General features: G+C 68.4%; 13 protein-coding genes. 6 read left to right on the top strand and 7 right to left on the bottom strand.

Annotated elements, in window-relative coordinates; all coding sequences use genetic code 11:
• Positions 1 to 49: 49 nt before the first annotated feature.
• Entirely contained in the window at positions 50 to 301 is a 252-nt protein-coding gene (locus FHW85_RS09650) for a hypothetical protein (RefSeq protein WP_168648100.1), read from the top strand.
• On the opposite strand, the gene FHW85_RS09645 is transcribed toward FHW85_RS09650, so the two are convergent.
• From FHW85_RS09645 to sucC, 6 genes are all read right to left on the bottom strand, one after another.
• Positions 298 to 1,251, bottom strand: a complete 954-nt coding sequence (locus FHW85_RS09645; protein ID WP_210427746.1) for a spore coat U domain-containing protein — start codon at positions 1,249 to 1,251, stop codon at positions 298 to 300. The two genes, FHW85_RS09650 and FHW85_RS09645, sit on opposite strands and share 4 nt — an antisense overlap.
• Positions 1,248 to 3,557 carry a fimbria/pilus outer membrane usher protein gene (locus FHW85_RS22560; RefSeq protein WP_168648099.1) on the bottom strand — a complete coding sequence of 770 codons (2,310 nt, stop codon included), beginning with the start codon at positions 3,555 to 3,557 and terminating at the stop codon, positions 1,248 to 1,250. The genes FHW85_RS09645 and FHW85_RS22560 overlap by 4 nt, the downstream gene beginning before the upstream one ends.
• Before the next feature lie 60 nt (positions 3,558 to 3,617).
• Positions 3,618 to 4,337, bottom strand: coding sequence for a molecular chaperone (locus FHW85_RS09635; RefSeq protein WP_167252416.1), 720 nt, complete (start codon positions 4,335 to 4,337; stop codon positions 3,618 to 3,620).
• Between the two features lie 4 nt (positions 4,338 to 4,341).
• Positions 4,342 to 4,857: a spore coat U domain-containing protein gene (locus FHW85_RS09630; protein WP_168648098.1), complete on the bottom strand. Its 516-nt coding sequence runs from the start codon at positions 4,855 to 4,857 to the stop codon at positions 4,342 to 4,344.
• 247 nt (positions 4,858 to 5,104) lie between these two features.
• Positions 5,105 to 5,980, bottom strand: coding sequence for a succinate--CoA ligase subunit alpha (gene sucD / locus FHW85_RS09625; RefSeq protein WP_167252418.1), 876 nt, complete (start codon positions 5,978 to 5,980; stop codon positions 5,105 to 5,107).
• A gap of 13 nt (positions 5,981 to 5,993) precedes the next feature.
• Positions 5,994 to 7,154 carry an ADP-forming succinate--CoA ligase subunit beta gene (gene sucC, locus FHW85_RS09620; protein WP_167252419.1) on the bottom strand — a complete coding sequence of 387 codons (1,161 nt, stop codon included), beginning with the start codon at positions 7,152 to 7,154 and terminating at the stop codon, positions 5,994 to 5,996.
• A gap of 829 nt (positions 7,155 to 7,983) precedes the next feature.
• Between sucC and FHW85_RS09615 the strand changes: the two genes are divergently transcribed.
• Entirely contained in the window at positions 7,984 to 9,630 is a 1,647-nt protein-coding gene (locus FHW85_RS09615; protein WP_167252420.1) for a HAMP domain-containing sensor histidine kinase, read from the top strand.
• A gap of 91 nt (positions 9,631 to 9,721) precedes the next feature.
• On the opposite strand, the gene FHW85_RS09610 is transcribed toward FHW85_RS09615, so the two are convergent.
• Positions 9,722 to 10,681 (bottom strand): LacI family DNA-binding transcriptional regulator, encoded by a 960-nt coding sequence (locus tag FHW85_RS09610; RefSeq protein ID WP_167252741.1) that lies wholly within the window; start codon positions 10,679 to 10,681, stop codon positions 9,722 to 9,724.
• Positions 10,682 to 11,038: 357 nt separating this feature from the next.
• Between FHW85_RS09610 and pgmB the strand changes: the two genes are divergently transcribed.
• From pgmB to FHW85_RS09590, 4 genes are all read left to right on the top strand, one after another.
• Positions 11,039 to 14,119, top strand: a complete 3,081-nt coding sequence (gene pgmB / locus FHW85_RS09605) for a beta-phosphoglucomutase (protein WP_168648097.1) — start codon at positions 11,039 to 11,041, stop codon at positions 14,117 to 14,119.
• A 62-nt stretch (positions 14,120 to 14,181) separates the two neighbouring features.
• Positions 14,182 to 16,728, top strand: coding sequence for a TonB-dependent receptor (locus tag FHW85_RS09600; RefSeq protein WP_168648096.1), 2,547 nt, complete (start codon positions 14,182 to 14,184; stop codon positions 16,726 to 16,728).
• 90 nt (positions 16,729 to 16,818) lie between these two features.
• Positions 16,819 to 18,081: an MFS transporter gene (locus FHW85_RS09595; RefSeq protein WP_243867810.1), complete on the top strand. Its 1,263-nt coding sequence runs from the start codon at positions 16,819 to 16,821 to the stop codon at positions 18,079 to 18,081.
• A 31-nt stretch (positions 18,082 to 18,112) separates the two neighbouring features.
• The gene (locus FHW85_RS09590) at positions 18,113 to 20,374 is read left to right on the top strand and encodes a glycoside hydrolase family 65 protein (protein ID WP_168648095.1); all 2,262 of its coding nucleotides are present in this window, start codon (positions 18,113 to 18,115) and stop codon (positions 20,372 to 20,374) included.
• The last annotated feature ends 142 nt before the right edge of the window (positions 20,375 to 20,516 follow it).

Genomic DNA, 20,516 nt, shown 5'->3' with positions numbered 1-20,516 from the left:
GGGCCGGCTCCGCCGATCAAGGAGGGAGATCCCATCACGTCTCCGCCGCATGCCCCGTCCGCTCCTGCTCGCCCTGCTGCTGTTGCCCTGCGCCAGCTTCGCCGCCACCGAATCCACCACGCTCGAGGTCAGCCTCACCATCCAGGAAAGCTGCCGGATCGACCGCCGCGGACAGGAGCGCGAGCCGCCGGTGGTGAACTGCGCGCTGGATTCCCCGTACCGCGTGCAGGCAAACGATCCCAAGCGCGCGCCTTCGTCGACGCGCCGCCTCGCGCCGGCCCGCTGGGAAATAACCTTCTAGAACTCGATCGTCGCCGTCACCGTATCGCCGTAGCTCCCGGGCCTCGGCGTCGCCTGCGACGGCACGCGCCCGTACACCGTGACGCTTTGCGCCAGCCCCGTGCCGGTGCCGGTGGCGCGCGTGGTGCCGCCGGTGCCGTCGCCCCAGGCCAGGGTGCGCGCGCTGTCGGTATACAACTGGTAGTTGACGGAACCTCCCCCGCCCGTCCGCTGCATCACGCGCGCCGCCACGTTGCCGCTGCCGCCGCCGTTGATCGAGATGCGCCAGGCGTCGTTATTGGTGCAGGTCACGCTCAGGCTGCTGGTCGCATTGATGCCCGCGCCGATCAGGCCGGCGGTGCCGAAGCTGAGGTTGGTCGCGCTGATATTGCAGTTGTTGGTCACCGTCGCGCTGACGGTGAACGGAAAGCTTCCGGCCGAACTGAGCGAAGCGCAGCTCGGCGCCGTCAGCAGGTAGTAGCCGTAGGACAGCACCGTCTCCGCATTGAAGCTCTGGCTGTACACCGTGCTGGCATTGCCGGTGGTGGGCACCGTGGTCTGGCCGGCGGTGATCTGGCCGTAGTAGTTCACCGTCGCATTGCCCGCGGTGCCGATCAGCGGCTTGGCGATGGACACCGAGATCGGCGTATTGCCGCTGACGGTGGAGCCCCAGGTCTGCGTATTGCCCGCGTCCTGGAACAGGCCGTACTGCATGGTGCTGGCGCCGTTGGCCATGGCGCGCGTGGTCGCGGTGCTCAGATTGAGGCAGACCAGCGCATTGGGCTGCAGCGAGATCAGCGTCCAGTTGCAGGTGACATTGATGGTGCCGGTGCGCGCCACCGCGGCGCCGGCGATCGGGTTGACGTTGCCGAAGTCGAGATTGCTCGGGGTGGCGGTGCAGGTCTGCGCGCGCGAAGCACCGCACCACGCCAGAGCGCAGCCGAACAGCAGCAAGGCAAGCCAGCGCATCATCGCGCGGACTCCGGCTGCTTCGGGCAGCTCAGCGGCCCGATGCGCGGCAGCGAGCCGTCCGCCGGGCGGCGGTAGTCGAAGGCCACGGCGCAATGCCAGCCATCGCCGTCGAGCTGCAGCCGGTTGCGCTCGCGCAGGCCGCTGACGAAGGTGATGCCGTCGTAACCCACCACGGTGTCCATGCCGCTTTCCGCATGATGCACGCGCGTGCCCGCCGGCAAGGGCTGGCCGGTCCCATCCACCAGCACGATCGACGCCGCCGCATAGCGCGACAGCGGGAAATGCGCGAGCACGCCCGAACGGGCCTGCGGCACCACATCCTGGGCGACCGAATCCACCTGCGTATCGGCCGGCAGCGACAGGCTGTCGATGGCCAGGCGGTTCGCCTGGTAAGCGTTGAGATCCGGCACCAGCAGATGGCCGCCCTGGTCGGTGCGGCCGATCGGGCGGTTTTCGTGCAGCACCGGCACGCCGGGCACGCCGTCGGTGGAGACCAGGGCGAAGCCGTCGTAGATGCGGCGCGCCGGCTGCAGGCTGCCGTCCATCCAGACCAGGGCGCCGTAGGCATCGAGCGAGGCGGTGCGATGGCCATCGGTGTCCTGCACCAGCGCGGTGAGCTGGCCCGCGCTGCCCAGGTATTGCAGCTGCGCCTGGCGGAAGTTCAGCCCGCCGCTGCGCCCGTCCTGCACGCCCCAGCCCCAGCCGCCGCTGTAGTCGGCCGGACGCAGCGCCTGCAGGTTGCGGTACGGCTGGCCGCCCTGGCTGCCGCCGAGCGCGCTGGCCGTGATACGCCCGTCCAGCGAGAGATTCAGGCTGAGAAACGCGCCCTGGGACGAAGGCCGCGCGAAGTCGCGGTAGGCGCTCAGGTTGAGCGAAGCCCAGCGCGCCACCGACCAGATCCAGGTCAGTGCGCCGATGCGCGAAGGCGAGGCACCCGGCGAACGCAGGGCGATATAGCTGAGCGCCACGTTCTGGCCCGGCGCGAACGGCAGCGACACGGTGAACCGCGCCAGCCGCCGCGGCGCGGGCGCGCCTTCGCGCGAGGCGAGGTCGGCGTAGTCCGGCGTGCGCTCGGTCAGTTCCGCATCGATCGCCACGTCGGGCCGGATCCACTGGTAGCCGAAGCTGGCCTGCCGTCCCGTCTCGCGGCCGCCGCTCAAGGACAGCGAACCGCTCAGCACGCCGGCCTGCCCGAGCCGCACCAGCGCGCCGCCGCCGGCATTGGCCAGGCCCGCGCTCGCTTCGCCATGCACTTCGACAGTGAACGCATCGCTCACGCCGTGCCGCCACGAACCGCTGGCGGAAGGATGCGAGGCGTAATCGAACGAAGCCAGCCCATAGCGCCGCCGCACGAAACCCGCCTCGACGCCGTAGCTGTCCAGCCCTTCGGCGAGCATGCGCGCATCGATATACAGCGGCAGCGCGGTGGTCACCGTGCGGCCCAGCGCATCGCGCGTCACCAGCGTGGCCTGGCCCGCGCCGCTGATGCCCGGCGCCTGGTTCAGCACGAACGGGCCGCTGGGCACGTCCACGCTGGCGCGCCGCACGTTGTTGACGTACAGGTCCACCGCCGACGGCACCGCCGCCGAGCCGCCCAGCGACGGCAGCGGAAAGGTGATCAGGTCCGGCCGCAGGCCGAAATCGCTGCGCCACTGCACGCCGGCGAAGCGCACGGGACGCGACCAGTTGAGCGCGGAGGTGATGCTGTCGCCGAGCTGCAGCACGCTGGTGGTGGCCGGGTCCGAGCGCGTCCACGCGGTGTCGTAGCGCAGGTAGCGGTGCTGGCCGCCGCCGTCGTAGTACGTGCCGGTGTTAGCGAACACGCCGGAGGGCGCGAAGTAGCGCAGCTCCGACCACAGCGCCAGGCGCGCGTCGCTGCCGCTCTGCACGTAGGCGTCGTAGTTGATCAGCAGGCCGCGCCCGCTCTGCGCCGGCGGCGTGCGGCCGAGCTGGCGCGCGTCGGCCACGAAGGGCAGGCGCAGGCTGTCGGCGGCGGTCAGTTCCACCCGCTGGGTGGCGGCGTCGTAGTGGTAGGACAGGCCGGGCACGTCGTCCAGCGACACCTCGCCGGTGCGGCCCAGGCGTGCGGGGTCCAGCCCGAGCGAGGCGAGTTCCGCCGCGTCGCAGGCCAGGCGCTCGCCGGTGGCGCGGAAGCGCAGGATCCGTCCGCTGGGCTGGCCGTTGAGGATCACGTCGAGGAAGACCTCCTGCGGCTGCGCCATGTCGAGCGCGGCGGGCAGCGGCAGGTCGTCGGCCCGCGCCGGCAGCGCCAGGGCCAGTGCGCAGCAAAGGAGGCAGCGGCCCACGCCCGTCCGGCGTTCATCCGTTCGCGCCGTTCCATCGGGGCAGCGCGCCGGATGCATGCGTCATGGCCGCGCGGCGACGCTCAGCTCCGTCTCGATGGGCTGGGCGTTGAGGTTGGCGCGGAGCTTCAGCGGCCCGTGGGCCGCCAGCTTGTCGTCCAGCGCGATCGTCCATTGCCGCGTCCTCCCCGCCAGCACGTAGCCGAGCAAGCCCGGGTTGATTTCCTGCGCCGCGCCGTCGGCGCCCACCACCCGCACGGCGGCGAGCTGGGCGCGGCGTCCGCCCGTATTGCTTACGCGCAGCTGCCATTGCGTGCCTTCGCGGCGCAGCTCCCAGCTGAGCTTGGGCAGCGCGGGCGCGCCGGCGGGTTCGAGGAACACGGGCACGGAATAGCGCAGGCGGATGTTCACGCCGTTGCCGGGCGCGGCGTCCAGGTTGGGCACCTCGTCGACCAGCACGCGGTAGTAGCGCTCTTCCGCCACGGCGGAGCCGTCGCGGCGCACCAGCCGCACCAACTGCTCGCCCTGCGGCTCGATGCGGATCAAGGGCGGGCTGGCGACCAGGTCATCGCTGGGTTCCAGGCGGTCGTCGTCCGGTGCCTGGTCCCAGCGGAACACGCGTACCTGGCCGTAGACCGGCTCCTTGCCCGGGTTGCGCAGGGTCAGGGCGGAGGCGTTCTGGCCGGGCGGCAGCTCCACCGTCACCGGCGAGATCTGCAGCGACGAGGCGTGCGCCGCCAGGGCGGCGCCGGCAGCCAGCGCGGCGGCGGTCAGGCGCCGCATGGCCTCAGAAATAGACCGTGGCGGTCACGGTGGTCTGGTAGGTGTCCGGCTTCGGCGTGGCCTGGGCGGGCACCTGGCCGTAGACATTGATCGACTGGGCCGAGCCGCTGCCGGTGCCGGCGACGGTATCCGTCCCCTGCGTATTGCCCCAGATCGTGCTGTGGCCGGCGTCCTGATAGAGCTGGAAGCCGACGGTGGTGCTGGTATTGCCGGCGGTGGTGCCGGCCATCAGCCGCGCGGCCACGGTGGAGCCGCTCACCCCGCCCGCATCCAGGCCCACGTTGTAGGGCGTGGTGTTGGTGCAGGTCACCTGCACCGTAGTCTGCTGGTTGATGGCCGAACCCAGCACGCCGTAGCTGCCGAAGGCCAGCGCGCTGGCGCCGATGGTGCAGTTGGCCTGCAGCGTGAGCGAGACGGTAAAGACCGCGGGGCTGGTGCCGTTGTTGTAGACGGCGGCGGGTGCCGCGGAGGCGGCCCCGGCAAGGATCAAGGCGGAACACAGCTGCTGCGAGCGCTTCATGACGACCCCCTGAGGTACGTGAGCGATGCGAGTGCTGTCCGGGCGGTGCCGCCGTCCCGGGCGTGCGCGGCGCTATGTGTAGACCCGAACCAAACGTTTAGTCAAATGCCGGGGATCGGGGAGCGGGGAACGGGGAACCCAGCCTTCCCCGTTCCCCGATCCCTGTTCCCCGTTCCCCAAAAGAAAAAGGCCGCGGAAACCGCGGCCTTTTTCGCCACCCATCAAGGATGACTTAAGCAAGGATGACTTACTTCTTCAGCAGCCCCGCCAGGGTCTTGCCCAGGTCGGCCGGGGACTTCACCGTGGTGACGCCCGCCTTCTCCAGCGCGGCGAACTTCGCCGCGGCCGTGCCCTTGCCGCCGGAGATGATCGCGCCGGCGTGGCCCATGCGCTTGCCGGCCGGAGCCGAGGCGCCGGCGATGAAGGACACCACCGGCTTGGTCACGTACTCGCCGATGAACTCGGCGGCGTCTTCCTCGGCGCTGCCGCCGATCTCGCCGACCATGATGATGCCTTCGGTCTGCGGGTCGTCCTGGAACAGCTTCAGGCAGTCGATGAAGTTCAGGCCGTTGATCGGGTCGCCGCCGATGCCGATGCAGGTGGACTGGCCCAGGCCTTCGTTGGTGGTCTGGAACACGGCTTCATAGGTGAGCGTGCCGGAGCGCGACACGATGCCGACCTTGCCCGGCTGGTGGATGTGGCCCGGCATGATGCCGATCTTGCACTCGCCCGGGGTGATGATGCCGGGGCAGTTCGGCCCGATCAGCACGGTTTCCGGATGCTGCGCCAGCACGTTCTTGACGCGCAGCATGTCCAGCACCGGGATGCCCTCGGTGATGGCCACGATCACCTTGATGCCGGCGTCGATCGCTTCGAGGATCGAGTCGGCCGCGAACGGCGGCGGCACGAAGATCACCGAGGCGTCGGCGCCGGTGTCGTCGACCGCTTCGGCCACGCTGTTGAAGACCGGCAGGCCGATGTGCTCGCTGCCGCCCTTGCCCGGGGTGACGCCGCCGACGACCTTGGTGCCGTAGTCCAGCGCCTGCTGCGCGTGGAAGGTGCCCTGCTGGCCGGTGAAGCCCTGCACGATCACCTTGGTGTTCTTGTTGACGAGAACGCTCATGCTCGATTGCTCCTCACTTCGCGGCGGCCACGGCTTTCTGCGCCGCGTCGTTGAGATCGTCGGCCGGCGTGATCGCCAGGCCGGAGTTGGCCAGCAGCTCGCGGCCCAGCTCCACGTTGGTGCCCTGCAGGCGCACCACCACGGGGATCTTCAGGCCCACTTCCTTCACGGCCGCGATGATGCCCTCGGCGATCATGTCGCAACGAACGATGCCGCCGAAGATGTTGACCAGGATGGCCTTCACCTTGTCGGAGGAGGTGATCAGCTTGAACGCCTCGGTCACGCGCTCCTTGGTGGCGCCGCCGCCGACGTCGAGGAAGTTGGCCGGCTCGCCGCCCGCCAGCTTGATCACGTCCATGGTGGCCATGGCCAGGCCCGCGCCGTTGACCATGCAGCCGATGGTGCCGTCCATGGTCACGTAGTTGAGGTTGTGCTGCACGGCAGCCGCCTCGGCCGCGTCTTCCTGGCTCAGGTCGCGCATGGCGGCCAGGTCGGCGTGGCGGAATTCGGCGTTGTCGTCGGAGTTGACCTTGCCGTCGAGCGCGGCGAGGTTGCCGTCCTCGAGGATGGCCAGCGGGTTCAGCTCGACCAGGGCCAGGTCCTTCTCGTTGAACAGCTTGTACAGGCCCAGCATGATCTTGGTCAGCTGGCCGACCTGCTTGGCGTTGAGGTCCATGGCGAAGCCGAGCTGGCGGCACTGGTACGGCTGCAGGCCTTCCACGAAGTCCACCACGATGGTGTGGATGTCTTCCGGGGTGTCCTTGGCCACCTGCTCGATGTCCACGCCGCCGTGCTTGGAGGCGATGAAGGACACGGACTTGGTGTCGCGGTCCACCAGGATCGACAGGTACAGCTCCTTGGCGATGTTGGTGGCGTCGGTGACCAGCACCAGGTTCACCGGCAGCGCGCGGCCGGCGGACTGGTAGGTCTCCATGTGGGTGCCCAGCATGCCCTTGGCCGCTGCGCGCACGTCATCGAGGCTCTTGCAGAACTTCACGCCGCCGGCCTTGCCGCGGCCGCCTGCGTGGATCTGAGCTTTGACCATCCACTGCGAACCACCAAGGTGCTTGGCGGCGTCGACAGCGGCATCGGGAGAGTTGGCGACCTTGCCCGGGGGCACGGCGATGCCGTACTTCGCGAACAGTTCTTTGGCCTGGTACTCGTGGAAATTCATTCGATACCTCGAGCGAACGGGGAAAAACATGGCGCCCGTGCGGGGAAGACCGGACGGGCTTGAGGGGGACGGACGGCGACGGCGTCGAATGCAGGCGCTACCGGGGGTTGCAGTGCGCCGCCATGTCTCGACATGGCGAAAACCGCGCAATACGGCCCGGTATTTTCGCGGAAGGCGGGCGGGATGGCAATGTAATGCCCCTTTTCCGCCGGGGGAGGGGGTGGGAGGGGGGGCGGAATCCGCTTTTGCTCGGTCATCCCGGGGTAGGCCGGACGAGCGCGTAGCGCGAAGAACGCCCGTAGGGCGGCCCCGAAGGGGTGAGTGAAGCGAATCATCCAGTAGCGACTAGGTGTGGTTGTCGCGATTTGGCCGCTTATGCAGCGGGCATTTCGGACGCCTGCCGGCGCCCGAGTCACTTTCTCTTTGCTGGCCCAAAGAGAAAGTAACCAAAGAGAGAATGGCCTAAGAGCAAAGGCTCGCGACGCGACTAGAAGGAGCGGTGGGCGGCTGCGGTAACTTGATTAACCTGGGTCTACACGAAACCACAGTGCGTTTGCGTAGCGGGTGCTTCAACGTGCCGTGGCCGAGAGGACGTTCAGCGACCGGGGCCAGCTTTTGCTTTTCGTTCCTGCCTACCTCACGCCATCACCCCTCTCCCCTCCGGGGAGAGGGCAGGGTGAGGGGTCGGGCGGAGCGCAAGCGTGACGTGCACCGCTACGCCGTTCCCGCGAACTCCCGGCGGGAGAAGGACTTGAACGTCAGAACTGAGGATTGACCTGAGTCGCACCTATACTGCGCACCGACCCGCCCGCCGAGAGTGCCAGGCCCCGTGCCCCATACCGCGCCGCCCGCCTTCGCCCCCTCCCGCGCCGCCACCGAGGCCGTGCGCCACGAGCTGTTCTTCCTCAACTACTTCCGGCTGGCGCAGGCCCTGGTCTATGCCGGCCTGGCCTTCAGCCCGCCCGCCCTGGGCTGGCCGCACCTGAACGACACGGACGCCGCCCGCGTGGTGGCGCTGTGCTTCCTGGGCTTCGCCATCGCGGTGGCCGCGCTGACCCGGCGCACCATGCCGTGGACCCGGCTGGTCACCTCGGCCTCGCTGGTGATCGATATCGTCGCCGCCGTGCTGGCCACCGGGGCCATGCAGGACGCGCGCATCGGCATCGCCATGATGCTGGCGGTGAACCTGGCCGCCGGCGCCCTGCTGCTGCCGCTGCGCCTGGCGCTGTTCTTCGCCGCGCTGGCCACCTTGGGCATGCTCGGCCATTCGCTGCTGAACCCGCAGGGCGACGCCGGCGTGGCCGACCGCCAGCTGCTGGAGGCCGGCCTGTTCGGCCTGGCCTATTTCGCCATCACCATGCTGTGCTACGTGCTGAGCCGCCAGCTGCGCGCCAGCGAGGCGCTGGCCGAGCAGCGCAGCATCGACCTGGCCAACCTGGCCCAGGTCAACGAGCTGATCATCCGCCGCATGAAGACCGGCGTGATGCTGGTGGACGACGCCAACCACATCCACCAGATCAACGAATCGGCCTGGATGCTGCTGGGCAACCCCAGCGCCGACCAGCGCGACCTCGGCCGCGTGGCGCCGGAGCTCTCGCGCCGCCTGTACCACTGGACCACCTCGGGCAAGCTCGATGAGACCGCCACCCAGCTCGCCGACGGCGTGCCGGAGGTGATCCCGCGCTTCAGCCGGCTGGCGCCGAACGACGACGCGCTGGTGCTGATCTTTCTCGACGACACCTCGCTGGTCTCGCGCCGCGCCGAGGAACTCACGCTGAGCTCGCTGGGCCGCCTCTCCGCCTCGATCGCGCACGAGATCCGCAACCCGCTGGCGGCGATCCGCTATTCGGCGCAGTTGCTGGCCGAGTCGCGCGACCTGGGCGGCACCGACCTGCGCATGGTGGAGATCATCAACAACCACTGCGTGCGCCTGAACGACATCATCGAGAACATCCTGCAGCTGTCGCGGCGCGAGCGCTCGCGCCCGGAAACCCTGGACCTGGGCCGCTGGGCCGAGAACTTCGTCGAGGAATACCGCCAGGGCAACGACCTGGGCAACGACACCTTGCGGGTGATCAGCAACGGCAGCGAGCCGGTGGCCGCGGTGGCCGACCCGCAGCAGCTGCAGCAAGTGGTGTGGAACCTGGTGCAGAACGCGCTGCGCTACGGGCGCATGCCGGGCGAGCCGGCACGGGTGATGGTGGTGGCGCGCCACGGCGAACATGCGGTGCCGATCCTGGAAGTGATCGACCGCGGCCCCGGCATTGCGCCGAAGGTCGCCGCGCAGATTTTCGAGCCGTTCTACACCACGCACGAATACGGCACGGGCCTGGGGCTGTACCTGGCGCGCCAGATGGCCGAGGCGAACCAGTCCTCGCTGGAATACGTGCGCGTGGCCGGCGGCGGCAGCTGTTTCCGCCTGGTGCTGACCCCGCCCGCGCGGGTGCCGGGCAGCGATGCCATCGCGGCGGCGTAGGTTGGGGTGAGCCGCAGGCGAACCCCAACATCGCCACCTTCAAACGCATCGCATTGTTGGGGTTCGCTGCGCTCACCCCAACCTACGTCCACTACGTCGCGCGGACGATCAGGCTCACCGGCAGCACTTCGGATTGCGCGGCCTCGTCGTGGATCATCGCCAGCATCTTGCGCGCGAGCAGGCTGCCGCCTTCCTGCCAGTCCTGGCGCACGGAGCTCAACGGCGGCTGGAAGCTGGCCGCCAGCGGCATGTCGTCGTAGCCCACCACGGAGACATCGCGCGGCACGCGGCGGCCCAGTTCCTGCAGCGCGCGCACCGCGCCCATCGCCAACAGGTCGCTGCAGGCGAACAGCGCATCGAACGTCACGTGGCGCGCGGCCAATGACTGCACCGCATCCATGCCGGAGGCGAGAGTGAATTCGTCGCGGCGGATCAGCAGCGGCTTCACGCCGTGCTCGGCCAGCGCATCGACGAAGCCGCTCAGGCGCTCGAAGATTTCCGGATGCCCGGGATTGCCGACGAAAACCGGATTGCGCCGCCCCAGCCCGATGAAATGCGCGGCCACCGCGCGGCCGCCCTGGCGGTTGTCGCTGCCCACCACCACGTGGTCGTCGTGGTCGCCCTGCGCGCCCCACACCACCATCGGCAGGCCGAGCTTGTCGAAACGGCGCACCGCGTCCTGCCGCACGCCCTGGCCGAGCAGGATCATGCCGTCGGCGGCCTGCACCGCCGCGGCGCTGGCGCCCTGGCGGGTGGTCAGCAGCACGCTGTAGCCGGCGGCGGTGAGCTCCTGCGAGATGCCGCCCAGCAGCATCAGCGGGTAGGGGTCGAACATGGTGCGGTCGTTGCTGGGCTTCATCTCCACGATCACCGCCACCGTGTGGCTGCGGCGCAGGCGCAGGTTGCGCGCGCTGACGTTGAGCTTGTAGCCCTGCTCGCGCGCCAGGTCCTGGATGCGCTCGCGGGTTTCGCGGTTGACCAGCGGACTGTCGCTGAGCGCGCGCGAGACGGTGATCTTGGAGACCCCGGCCAGCTTGGCCAGATCGGCCATGGTGAGGTTGGCCGGCGTGCCCGCTCGTGGAGGTTTTCGTTTGCTTCGACTCACGACCGGACCTCGGCCACTTCCATCGCTGTGCTCCAGGGATTGCGCGTCCGCAGCAGCGCGCAGTGTGTCGATTTGCGCCCGGTGCGTCCAACGGATGGCCGAGACGCTGTCCCGCTCCCGCCTGTCCGCGATGCCGCCGGCGAGGCTGCGGCAGCCCGGCTCAAAGCCGCGTGATTCCGCGCCGCAGCAAATGATATCGATATCTTGATATCGATATCATTTGCTGCGAAGCTCCGCCCCCAACGGACCGGCAGCGCCCGCAGGCGCCCCGCCGAGAACAACCAAAAGATTGCTGGGGACTTCATGCTCGACCGTCTTGCCACCGCGCCCGCCGCGGCCGTCAACGTCGTGCCCACCTCCGTGGTGGGTGCCGCCGGCGTGCCGGATCCCTGGACGCTGATCCGCCGCGGCACCGACCCGGCCGGCTTCGCGCAGGACGAAAGCCTGTTCGCCCTGGCCAACGGCGCGCTGGGCGTGCGCGGCGGGCTGGAAGAAGGCGACAGCCCCAGCCAGGCCAGTTTTCTGTCGGCGGCGTGGGAACGTACGCCGATCGACTACCACGAGCGCTTCCCCGGCTTCGCCGCCAGTACCGACACGCGCATTCCGGTGGCGGACGCCACCCGCATCCAGCTGCGCCTGGGCGACGTGCCGGCGCGGCTGAGCGAGGGCGAATGGCTGGATTTCGAACGCCGCCTGGAACTGCGCGATGGCTGCTACCGCCGCTTCCTGCGCTGGCGCTCGCCGGCGGGCGAAACACTGGAGATCGAAGCCCAGCGCATCGTCAGCCTCGACGAACCCGGCCTGCTGGCGCTGCGCTACCGCGTGCGTTCGCTGGACTACAGCGGCCCGATCACCCTCGAATCCTCGATCAGCACCGCGCGCGACGCCGCCGAACAGGGCGACGACCCGCGCATCGGCACGCGCCTGGACGGCGGCCTGCACACCGTCGACGCCGCGGCCGAAGCCGACGTCGCCTGGGTCACCCAGCGCAGCACCCACAGCGGCATCCGCCTGGCCTGCGCGCAGACGCACCGCGCACAGGACGGCAGCCTGGACTGCCACCTCGCCAACCTCGCCCAGCACGGCGTGGTGCAGACCTATACCGGCACGCTCGCGCCGGGCCAGGCGGTGACGCTGGAAAAATACGTCGCCTACGCCTGGACCGAACCGCACGGCGACGATGCGGACGAAGCCCTGCTCGCCCGCACGCGCAGCATCCTGGCCGCCGCCACCCACCTCGGCTACGCCAACCTGCTGGAACGCCAGCGCCAGGCGCTGGCCCCGCTGTGGGACGCCGCGGATCTGGCCATCGACGGCGACGCCGCCACCGAACAGGCGCTGCGCTTCAACCTGTTCCACCTGTTCCAGTCCAGCTGCCGCGACGGCCACGGCAGCGCGGCGGCCAAGGGGCTTACCGGCGAGGGCTACGAGGGCCACTACTTCTGGGATGCCGAGGCTTTCATCCTGCCGGTGCTCGCCACCGTCGCGCCGGAACTGGCGCGCGGCATGCTGCTGTACCGCCACCGCATCCTGGAGCGCTCGCGCCTGCATGCGCGCGAACTCAATCATCCGCGCGGCGCCTTGTACGCCTGGCGCACGATCAGCGGCGACGAGTGTTCGGCTTATTACCCCGGCGGCTCGGCGCAGTACCACATCAATGCGGCCATCGCCTGGGCGATCCGCCTGTACGTGGATGCCAGCGGCGACGCCGATTTCCTGCGCGACCACGGCGCCGAGATCCTGTTCGAGACCGCGCGGGTGTGGCTGGACATCGGCCATTTCAACGCGCGCCGCGGCGGCGCGTTCTGCATCCACGAAGTGACCGGGCCGGACGAATACTCCGCCCTGGTCGACAACAACCACTACACCAACCGCATGGCGCAGCGGCATCTGCGCGACGCCGCCGACACCGCGCTGTGGATGGCCGGCGCCGCGCCGGTGGCCTACGCCGCGCTGTGCGCGCGTATCGGCCTGGGCGAGGACGAAGTGGCGCAATGGCGCCGCGCCGCCGACGCCATGTATCTGCAGGAAGACCCGCGCCTGGGCGTGTTCGCGCAGGACGACGGTTTTCTCGAGCGCCCGCGCCTGCCCGCGCACCTGGCCGCCAAGCCGGGCGAAGGCAAGCATCCGCTGCTGCTGCGCCTGCATCCGCTGACCATCTATCGCCACCAGGTGTGCAAGCAGGCCGACACCTTGCTGGCCCTGATGCTGGCCGGCGACGGCGTCGATCGCGCAGCCAAGCGGCGCAACTTCGACTACTACGAAGGCGTGACCGTGCACGACTCCACCTTGTCCGCCTCCACCTTCGGCGTGATCGCGGCGGAAGTGGGCCTCGCCGGCAAGGCCTGGCGCTATTTCCAGGACAGCCTGCGGGTGGACCTGGACGACTCGCACGGCAATGCCGCGCACGGCGTGCACATGGCCGCGATGGCCGGCAGCTGGCTGGGCCTGCAATGGGGCTTCGGCGGTTTCCGCGTGATCGACGGCCAGCCGGCGCTTTCGCCAAGCCTGCCCGCCGCCTGGCACGGCTACCGCTTCGGCCTGCGCTGGGGCGGCGCGCAGCTGCGTGTGGAAGTGGACCGCTCCGGCGTGCGCTACACGCTGCCGCGCGGCGATGCGCTCAGCTTCCGCCACGACGGCCGCGCATACACCTTGCATGCGGGCGAAACGCTGCAGTTGCCGCGCGCCGGCGCCACGCCGGGCCGCGGCGCGCAGCCGCCGCTCGCCGCCGTGATCTTCGACCTCGACGGCGTGATCGCCGACACCGCCGTGGTGCACGACGCCGCGTGGCGCCGCCTGGCCGAAGAAGCGGGCCTACCGTTCGACGCTACGATCGGCGAGCGCCTGAAGGGCGTCGACCGCATGGGCTCGCTGGAAATCCTGCTGGAACGCGCCGGCCGCACCTACAGCGACGAAGAAAAACACGCGCTCGGCGAACGCAAGAACGACTACTACCGCGAACAGATCCAGCGCTTCGGCCCGGACCAGTTGCTGCCCGGCGCGCGCGAGGCGATCGCCGCGGTGCGCGCCGCCGGCCTCAAGGTCGGCCTGGCCTCGGCCAGCCGCAACGCGCCGCTGCTGCTGGAGCGGCTGGGCGTGGCGCACCTGTTCGACTACATCGTGGACGCCGCGCGGATCCAGCGCTCCAAGCCGGACCCGGAGATCTTCCTGGCCGCGGCCGCGGGCCTGGGCGTGGCGCCCGCCGCCTGCCTGGGCGTGGAAGACGCCGCGGCGGGCGTCGCCAGCATCCACGCCGCCGGCATGGCCGCCGTCGGCATCGGCCAGCCAGCCGCCCTGGCCCAGGCGGACACCGTGCTGCCGGGACTGAGCGCGTTCCGCATCGAGGATTTCATCAGCAGTGAAGAAGCGTCGCACGCCGCCTGAAGGGGAAGCGGCCAGCGATTTCGCCACATAAAGCCCGACAACATGGGTGGGGAGGTTCGACCATGCATCGCCAAGGCATCACTCGACAGTTGCTCGCCGCGGCCATCGCCGCGGCGCTAATGCTCGGCACCGCGCACGCGCAGGACACGGCGCCGAACAGCGCATCGTCCAACGCACCGCAGCAGCCCCCGGCGCCGCCCGCGCCGCCGGCTCCGGCGCCGCCGCAGGGCAAGAAAGACACCAAGACGCTGGAACAGGTGGTGGTCACCGGTACGCCGACCATCGGCGGCATCCGCAAGATCGACGCCGCTTACTCGATCACCGCGGCCGACGCCGAGGCGATCAAGCAGGCCAATCCGAAGAGCACCGCGGACCTTCTGAAGATCTCGCCCGGCCTGTGGCCGGAATCCACCGGCGGCCAGACCGGCGCGAACATCGAGATCGCCGGCTTCCCGGGCGGCGGCGATGCGCCCTACTTCACCACGCAGATCATGGGCTCGCCGCTGTACGGCATGCCCACGCTGTCGTTCATGGAAACCACCTCGATGTTCCGCCTCGACGACACCGTCGAGCGCGTGGAAATCCTGCAGGGCGGCCCGTCCGTGGTATTCGGCGACGGCCAGATCGGCGCCACCGCCAACTTCATGCTGAAGCAGGGCACGGCCAAGCCCTCGGGCAGCATCGGCCTCACCTACGGCAACGAAGGCCTGTGGCGCGCCGACGGCTTCCTCGGCTTCAAGGTGGCCGACGACTGGTTCAGCAGCGTGGGCGGCTTCTGGCGCAAGTCCGATGGCGTGCGCGATCCGCAGTTCGCCGCGGACAAGGGCGGCCAGTTCACCGCCACTCTCTCGCACACCATGGAGAAAGGCTCGCTGGTGCTGTGGACGCGCGTGCTCAACGACCGCAACCAGTTCATCACGCCGATCCCGCTGCTGCAGCACGGCAGCGACAATTTCTCGGCCTATCCGGGCTTCGATCCGCTGACCGACACCTACAACAGCAAGTACATCCAGCACGTCAACCTACCGGGGTATCCGGGCGGCGGCACCAGCGCCAACCTGGCCAACGGCCGCGGCGCGAAGATGCGCTTCTTCGGCGGCAACTTCGACTACGACCTGGACGGCGGCTGGAGCATCTCCGACAAGTTCCTGATCGACCAAGGCGACATGGACACCAATGCCCTGTTCTCCGGCTCCAATCCGGACACGCTCGACGGCACGCTGTACACCACCTCCAAGGATCTCGGCGGCCTGCAGATCGCGCCGGGCGCCACCGCCACCTATATCAACGGCGGCGGCGTGGTGGATCCGAACCAGAGCGTGATCCACCAGGGCTGGTGGTACATCCACAAGCGCCTGAAGAACATGAACAACGATTTCCGCCTGAGCAAGGAACTGTTCGAAGGCAATACGCTCACCGCCGGCCTGTACCTGGCGCACTACACCATGAACGACAAGTGGGCGCTGGGCAACCAGATGCTGATGACCAACACGCCGAACGCGCGCCCGATCAAGGTCGTCGCCGCCAATGGCGACCAGGTCACCGACTACCAGGGCTTCCTCGACTACGGCGCGTACAACATCGCCGAGAACGGCACTTCCACCAACAAGGCGTTCTATCTGTCCGACGTGTGGAAGCTCGACCGCTGGATCTTCGACGTGTCCGCGCGCCTGGAAAACCAGGACTCCACCGTGCACGTGTGCAACCTGCACAACGTGAACCTGGACGGCAACAACGCCACGCTGTACGACAACGCGGTGCCGGTGTGCGACGGCACCTTCGCCACCACCAAGTATGACAAGACGCATACCTCGTGGACGGTCGGCGCCAACTACGAGCTGGCCGACAACATGAGCGTGTACGGCCGCGTCAACAAGGGCGTGCATTTCGGCGACTTCGACAACGCGCTGCGCGGCAACACCACCGGCAACACGCCGCCGCTGCAGAAGGTGCAGAACTTCGAAGCCGGCTTCAAATACCAGTCCAAGCTGCTGTACGCCGACATCAGCGTGTACCACCGCCAGTTCAACGGCCTGCCCTACCAGCCGACCAATGCGGCCGGTGCGCCGGTGGGCGCGCAGCTGCTGTACGGTTCGGATTCGAAGGGCATCAACCTCAGCGGCGCGGTGATGCCCATCGACAACCTGAAGCTGGCGGTGGTGGCCAATTATCTGGACGGCCACTACTCGCACTATTCGGCCTGCATTCCCTACGTCAACCAGGTGGCGGGCAACGGCTGCGCCTTCATCAACGGCAAGCAGCTGCAGCGCCAGCCGAAGGTGCGCTACATGTTCACGCCGAGCTACCGCTTCCTGTTCCCGTGGGGCGACATCACCGCCTTCGTGACCTACACCCATGTCGGCGACCACACCCAGGACCTGTCCGGCCTGCAGCAGCTGGGCTCGTACGACACGCTCGATTTCGGCGTGGTGGCCAATGTGCAGGACCACTGGGAACTGCGCCTGCAGGGCACCAACATCACCAACGAACTGGGCCTGACCGAGAGCAACTCGCGTATCTTCGGCTCGGCGGCCGGCGCGGGCGGCGTGATTCTGGCGCGTCCGCTGGAAGGGCGCGAGGTGAATTTCCAGGTCAAGTACAACTTCTGATGCTTTCGTTTTTCCCTGAAGGCGGTCCGGGCGCGCGACAGCCCGGACCGCCCTTTTTTGCCGTATGACCCGACCCGCAAGCGAGTGGCCATGAACCGATTCCGCATGATCGCTGCGCTCGCGCTGATCTACATGATCTTCGCGATCCTGCTCAACAGCGTCGGCACGGTGATCCTGCAGACGATCCACACGTTCGGCATCGACAAGCCCCAGGCCAGCCTGCTGGAGCTGTTCAAGGACCTGCCGATCGCGGTCACTTCCTTTCTGGTCGCCTCCTTCCTGCCCATGCTGGGCTATCGCCGGGCGATGATGATCGCGCTGGCCATCGTCGGCTGCGCCTGCGCGCTGATGCCGCTGTATCCCTCTTTCCACACCACCGAGCTGCTGTTCACCTGCGTGGGCGTCGCCTTCGCGCTGACCAAGGTCTCGGTGTATTCCTCGATCGGCCTGCTCACCCGCGGCCGCGCCGAGCATGGCCGCCTGACCAATACCATCGAAGGCCTGTTCATGCTGGGCGTGCTGCTCAGCGGCTGGATCTTCAGCGCCTTCATCGACCATGCGGATCCGGCCAACCCGGTGTGGTTCCGCGTGTACTGGCTGCTGGCGGTGCTGTGCGTGCTGGTGTTCGTGCTGCTGGCCGGCACCCGGCTGGACGAGTCGGCCGCGCATGGCGGCGGCGTGCAGTCGCTGGGCGGTTCGGCCGCGGCGATGTTCAAGCTGATGCTGCGGCCGCTGGTGAACGTGTTCCTGATCTCGGCCTTCCTGTACGTGCTGATCGAGCAGAGTTTCGGCACCTGGCTGCCCACCTTCAACAACGAGATCCTGCACCTGCCCAATGCCATGAGCATCCAGCTCGCCAGCATCCTGGCCGGCTGCACCGCGCTGGGCCGCATCGCCGCCGGCCAGGTGCTGCGGCGCATGCCGTGGCACACGCTGCTGAATCTGTGCGTGATCGGCATGGGCGTGCTGGTGCTGCTGGTGCTGCCGCTGGCGCAGCACACCGTGGCGCGGCCGGATATCGGCTGGCTCAATGCGCCGCCGGCTGCCTATCTGCTGCCGCTGATCGGGCTGCTGATGGCGCCGATCTATCCGGTGATCAATTCGGTGGCGCTGAGCTCGCTGCCCAAGCCGCTGCATGCGGCGATGACCGGCCTGATCGTGATCTTCTCCGCGCTGGGCGGGACCCTGGGTTCGCGCATCACCGCGGTGGTGTTCGCCAGCTTCGGCGGCATCCACGCCTTTTATTTCTCGCTGGTGCCGATGAGCCTGGTGCTGGTGGCGCTGTTCTTCTTCAAGCGCGAGGCCGACCGCGCGGGCGCACTGCCCGCGCCGTCCGACCTCGCCCCGGAATAAGCCCTACAAGGATTCGATGATGGGAGTAGCCATGCCAATACGCTGTCGCCGCCTGGGCCTTGCCGCCCTGCTCATGCTCGCCGCCGCCGGCCCCGCCCTGGCGCAGGACGCGAACAGCGACCCGAGCTTCGTGCTCACCGGCACCTCGGCCGACTTCGACAGCTACTTCCCCGGCTACCTCGCCAACGGCTATTTCTCCAGCATGACCACCGCCCGCGGCACCGAGCCCGCGATGGGCTATATGGTCGCCTTCATGGACTACGCCCGGGACGATATCGCGCGCCCCGCCGCGATACCGGGCTGGAGCGAGATCGACTACAACCCCGGCGGCGGCTGGCTCAATTCCACCCGCCTGGGCAAGGAAATCTTCACCGGCTACGCACAGACGCTGGACATGCGCGACGCCACGCTCGCCACCAGCTACCGCTTCGTCTATGCGAACAAGTCTACCGACGTGAAGGTCACGACGTTCGTCAGCCAGGATGCCAGCCACGTCGCCGCGACGCGGCTGACGATCACGCCGCAGTTCGACGGCAGCGTGCAGCTGACTTTTCCCATCCGCCTGTGGTCCGAGCACCAGCCGCGCTTTCCCATCGGCAAGCTCACCGGCGACCAGATGATCGAGTCGGTGATCGCCAGCGGCCAGAACCTCAACAACAAGCCGGTGCCCACGCCGGACCGCGCCGCCGTGTGGTACCACGGCGTGACGCGCATCGGCGCCAGCGACGGCGACAGCAAGGACCTCACGCTGTGGCTGGACGGCCGCGCCGAGCAGGGCCTGGAGATGGCCGAAGCGATTGCCGTCAGCCTGCCCGCCGGTTTGAACGTGGAAGACGTGAAGCTGGAGAAGACGCCGTTCCGCCTCTCGCTCAACGTCACCGCGCGCGTGCAGAAGGGCCGCACCTACGCCTTCACCAAGTATGCCGCCTTGTCGCGCCAGGGCTGGGGCGGCGATGCGAAGGCCACGCTGGTGCTGGCCAAGCAGGCGCGCGCCACCGGCTTCGACCAGCTGCTGGCCGCGCACAAGGCCGCATGGCATGAGCTGTGGAAGTCGGACATCGTGGTCGACGGCGATCCGGCCGTGCAGAAGGCCGTGCATTCCGACCTCTATTACCTCTTGGCCAATTCCACCGTCGGCACCGCCTGGCCGATGGGCGCCTGCGCGCTGACCCCGGGCTATGCCGGCCATGCGTTCTGGGACAGCGATTCCTGGGTGTTCCCGGCGCTGCTGCTGCTGCACCCGGAGCGCGCCAAGCCGATCGTGATGTTCCGCCACCGCACCATGCAGCCGGCGCGCGAACGCGCCAAGCAGTACGGCGCGAGCGGCACCATGTATCCGTGGGAAGCGGATCCGGAAACCGGCAAGGACTACACGCCGCATTTCGCCTACGACGTGTACCGCGAGATCCACGTCAACGCCGACGTGGCGATCGCCCAGTGGCAGTACTACCAGGCTACCGGCGACGAGGCTTGGCTGAAGCAGTACGGCTGGCCGGTGATCCGCGAGGTGGCCGAGTTCTGGGTCAGCCGCGTCACCTACGACAAGGCGCACGACCGCTACGAGATCCACCACGTCACCTCGCCCGACGAGGCTTATAACGACGTGCCGAACGACTCCTTCACCAATGCCGCCGCGGCCAAGGCACTGCGCATCGCGCAGGAAGCGGCCAGGAAGGTGGGCGAGACGGCGGACCCGAAGTGGGGCGAGATCGTCGCGAAGATGTATATCCCGTTCGACCAGCAGAACCAGCGCCATCTCGATTTCGACGCCACGGTGCCGCACGACAAGATCACCTGGATGGGTTCCTCGCTGATCTGGCTGATGTATCCCAACCTCGACCTGCCGATGACGCCGCAGATCCGCCGCAACAACTTCGACTTCCAGCTGCACGAGCTGAAGGTGCATGGCGACGATCCGAACGAGATGATGATGGTGATGCTTGCGGTGGGTGCGGCCGAGCTGGGCGATGGCAAGACGGCGGGCGAGTGGATCCATCGCAACCTGGCCGGGTTTCTCAAACCGCCGTTCAATGTGCGCACGGAGACCGTGGCGAATAACGCGGGGTACATTCTGTCCACCTCGGCGGGCTTCGTGCAGAGCCTCGTGTATGGCTTGAGCGGATTGCGCATCGACGACAACGGGCTGAGCGAGGCCTACGCGCCGGTGCTGCCGCCGGCGTGGAAGTCGGTGAAGCTGCAGGGGGTGCATTACCGCGGGAAGGTGTTCGACATCGGCATCGAGCATGGTGCGGATGGGAAGGCGAAGCTCACCCGTATCGAACGGCCCGATTGATCGCGGCTTAAGCCCCTCTCCCTCCGGGAGAGGGGTTGGGGTGAGGGTACGGCCGGAGCGCGGGGGTGATGTGCACCGCTCCGCCCGAACCCTCATCCGGCTGCCGCCACCTTCTCCCGGAGGGAGAAGGGTTCGAGTTTGA

Source organism: Dyella sp. SG609 (assembly GCF_012275375.1).
Taxonomy (GTDB): Bacteria; Pseudomonadota; Gammaproteobacteria; order Xanthomonadales; family Rhodanobacteraceae; genus Dyella_D; species Dyella_D marensis.
The sequence above is the reverse complement of the archived record's forward strand: the minus strand, read 5'-3'. Positions and strand labels throughout refer to the sequence as shown.

Bases quoted from the DNA above. Each gene is read 5' to 3' on its own strand.
- FHW85_RS09650 (WP_168648100.1), top strand. From the start codon at position 50: ATGCCCCGTCCGCTCCTGCTCGCCCTGCTGCTGTTGCCCTGCGCCAGC.
- FHW85_RS09635 (WP_167252416.1), bottom strand. From the start codon at position 4,337: ATGCGGCGCCTGACCGCCGCCGCGCTGGCTGCCGGCGCCGCCCTGGCG.
- FHW85_RS09600 (WP_168648096.1), top strand. From the start codon at position 14,182: ATGCATCGCCAAGGCATCACTCGACAGTTGCTCGCCGCGGCCATCGCC.
- FHW85_RS09590 (WP_168648095.1), top strand. From the start codon at position 18,113: ATGCCAATACGCTGTCGCCGCCTGGGCCTTGCCGCCCTGCTCATGCTC.
- sucC (WP_167252419.1), bottom strand. From the start codon at position 7,154: ATGAATTTCCACGAGTACCAGGCCAAAGAACTGTTCGCGAAGTACGGC.
- FHW85_RS09610 (WP_167252741.1), bottom strand. From the start codon at position 10,681: ATGGCCGATCTGGCCAAGCTGGCCGGGGTCTCCAAGATCACCGTCTCG.
- sucD (WP_167252418.1), bottom strand. From the start codon at position 5,980: ATGAGCGTTCTCGTCAACAAGAACACCAAGGTGATCGTGCAGGGCTTC.
- FHW85_RS09645 (WP_210427746.1), bottom strand. From the start codon at position 1,251: ATGATGCGCTGGCTTGCCTTGCTGCTGTTCGGCTGCGCTCTGGCGTGG.
- FHW85_RS09630 (WP_168648098.1), bottom strand. From the start codon at position 4,857: ATGAAGCGCTCGCAGCAGCTGTGTTCCGCCTTGATCCTTGCCGGGGCC.
- FHW85_RS09595 (WP_243867810.1), top strand. From the start codon at position 16,819: ATGAACCGATTCCGCATGATCGCTGCGCTCGCGCTGATCTACATGATC.
- pgmB (WP_168648097.1), top strand. From the start codon at position 11,039: ATGCTCGACCGTCTTGCCACCGCGCCCGCCGCGGCCGTCAACGTCGTG.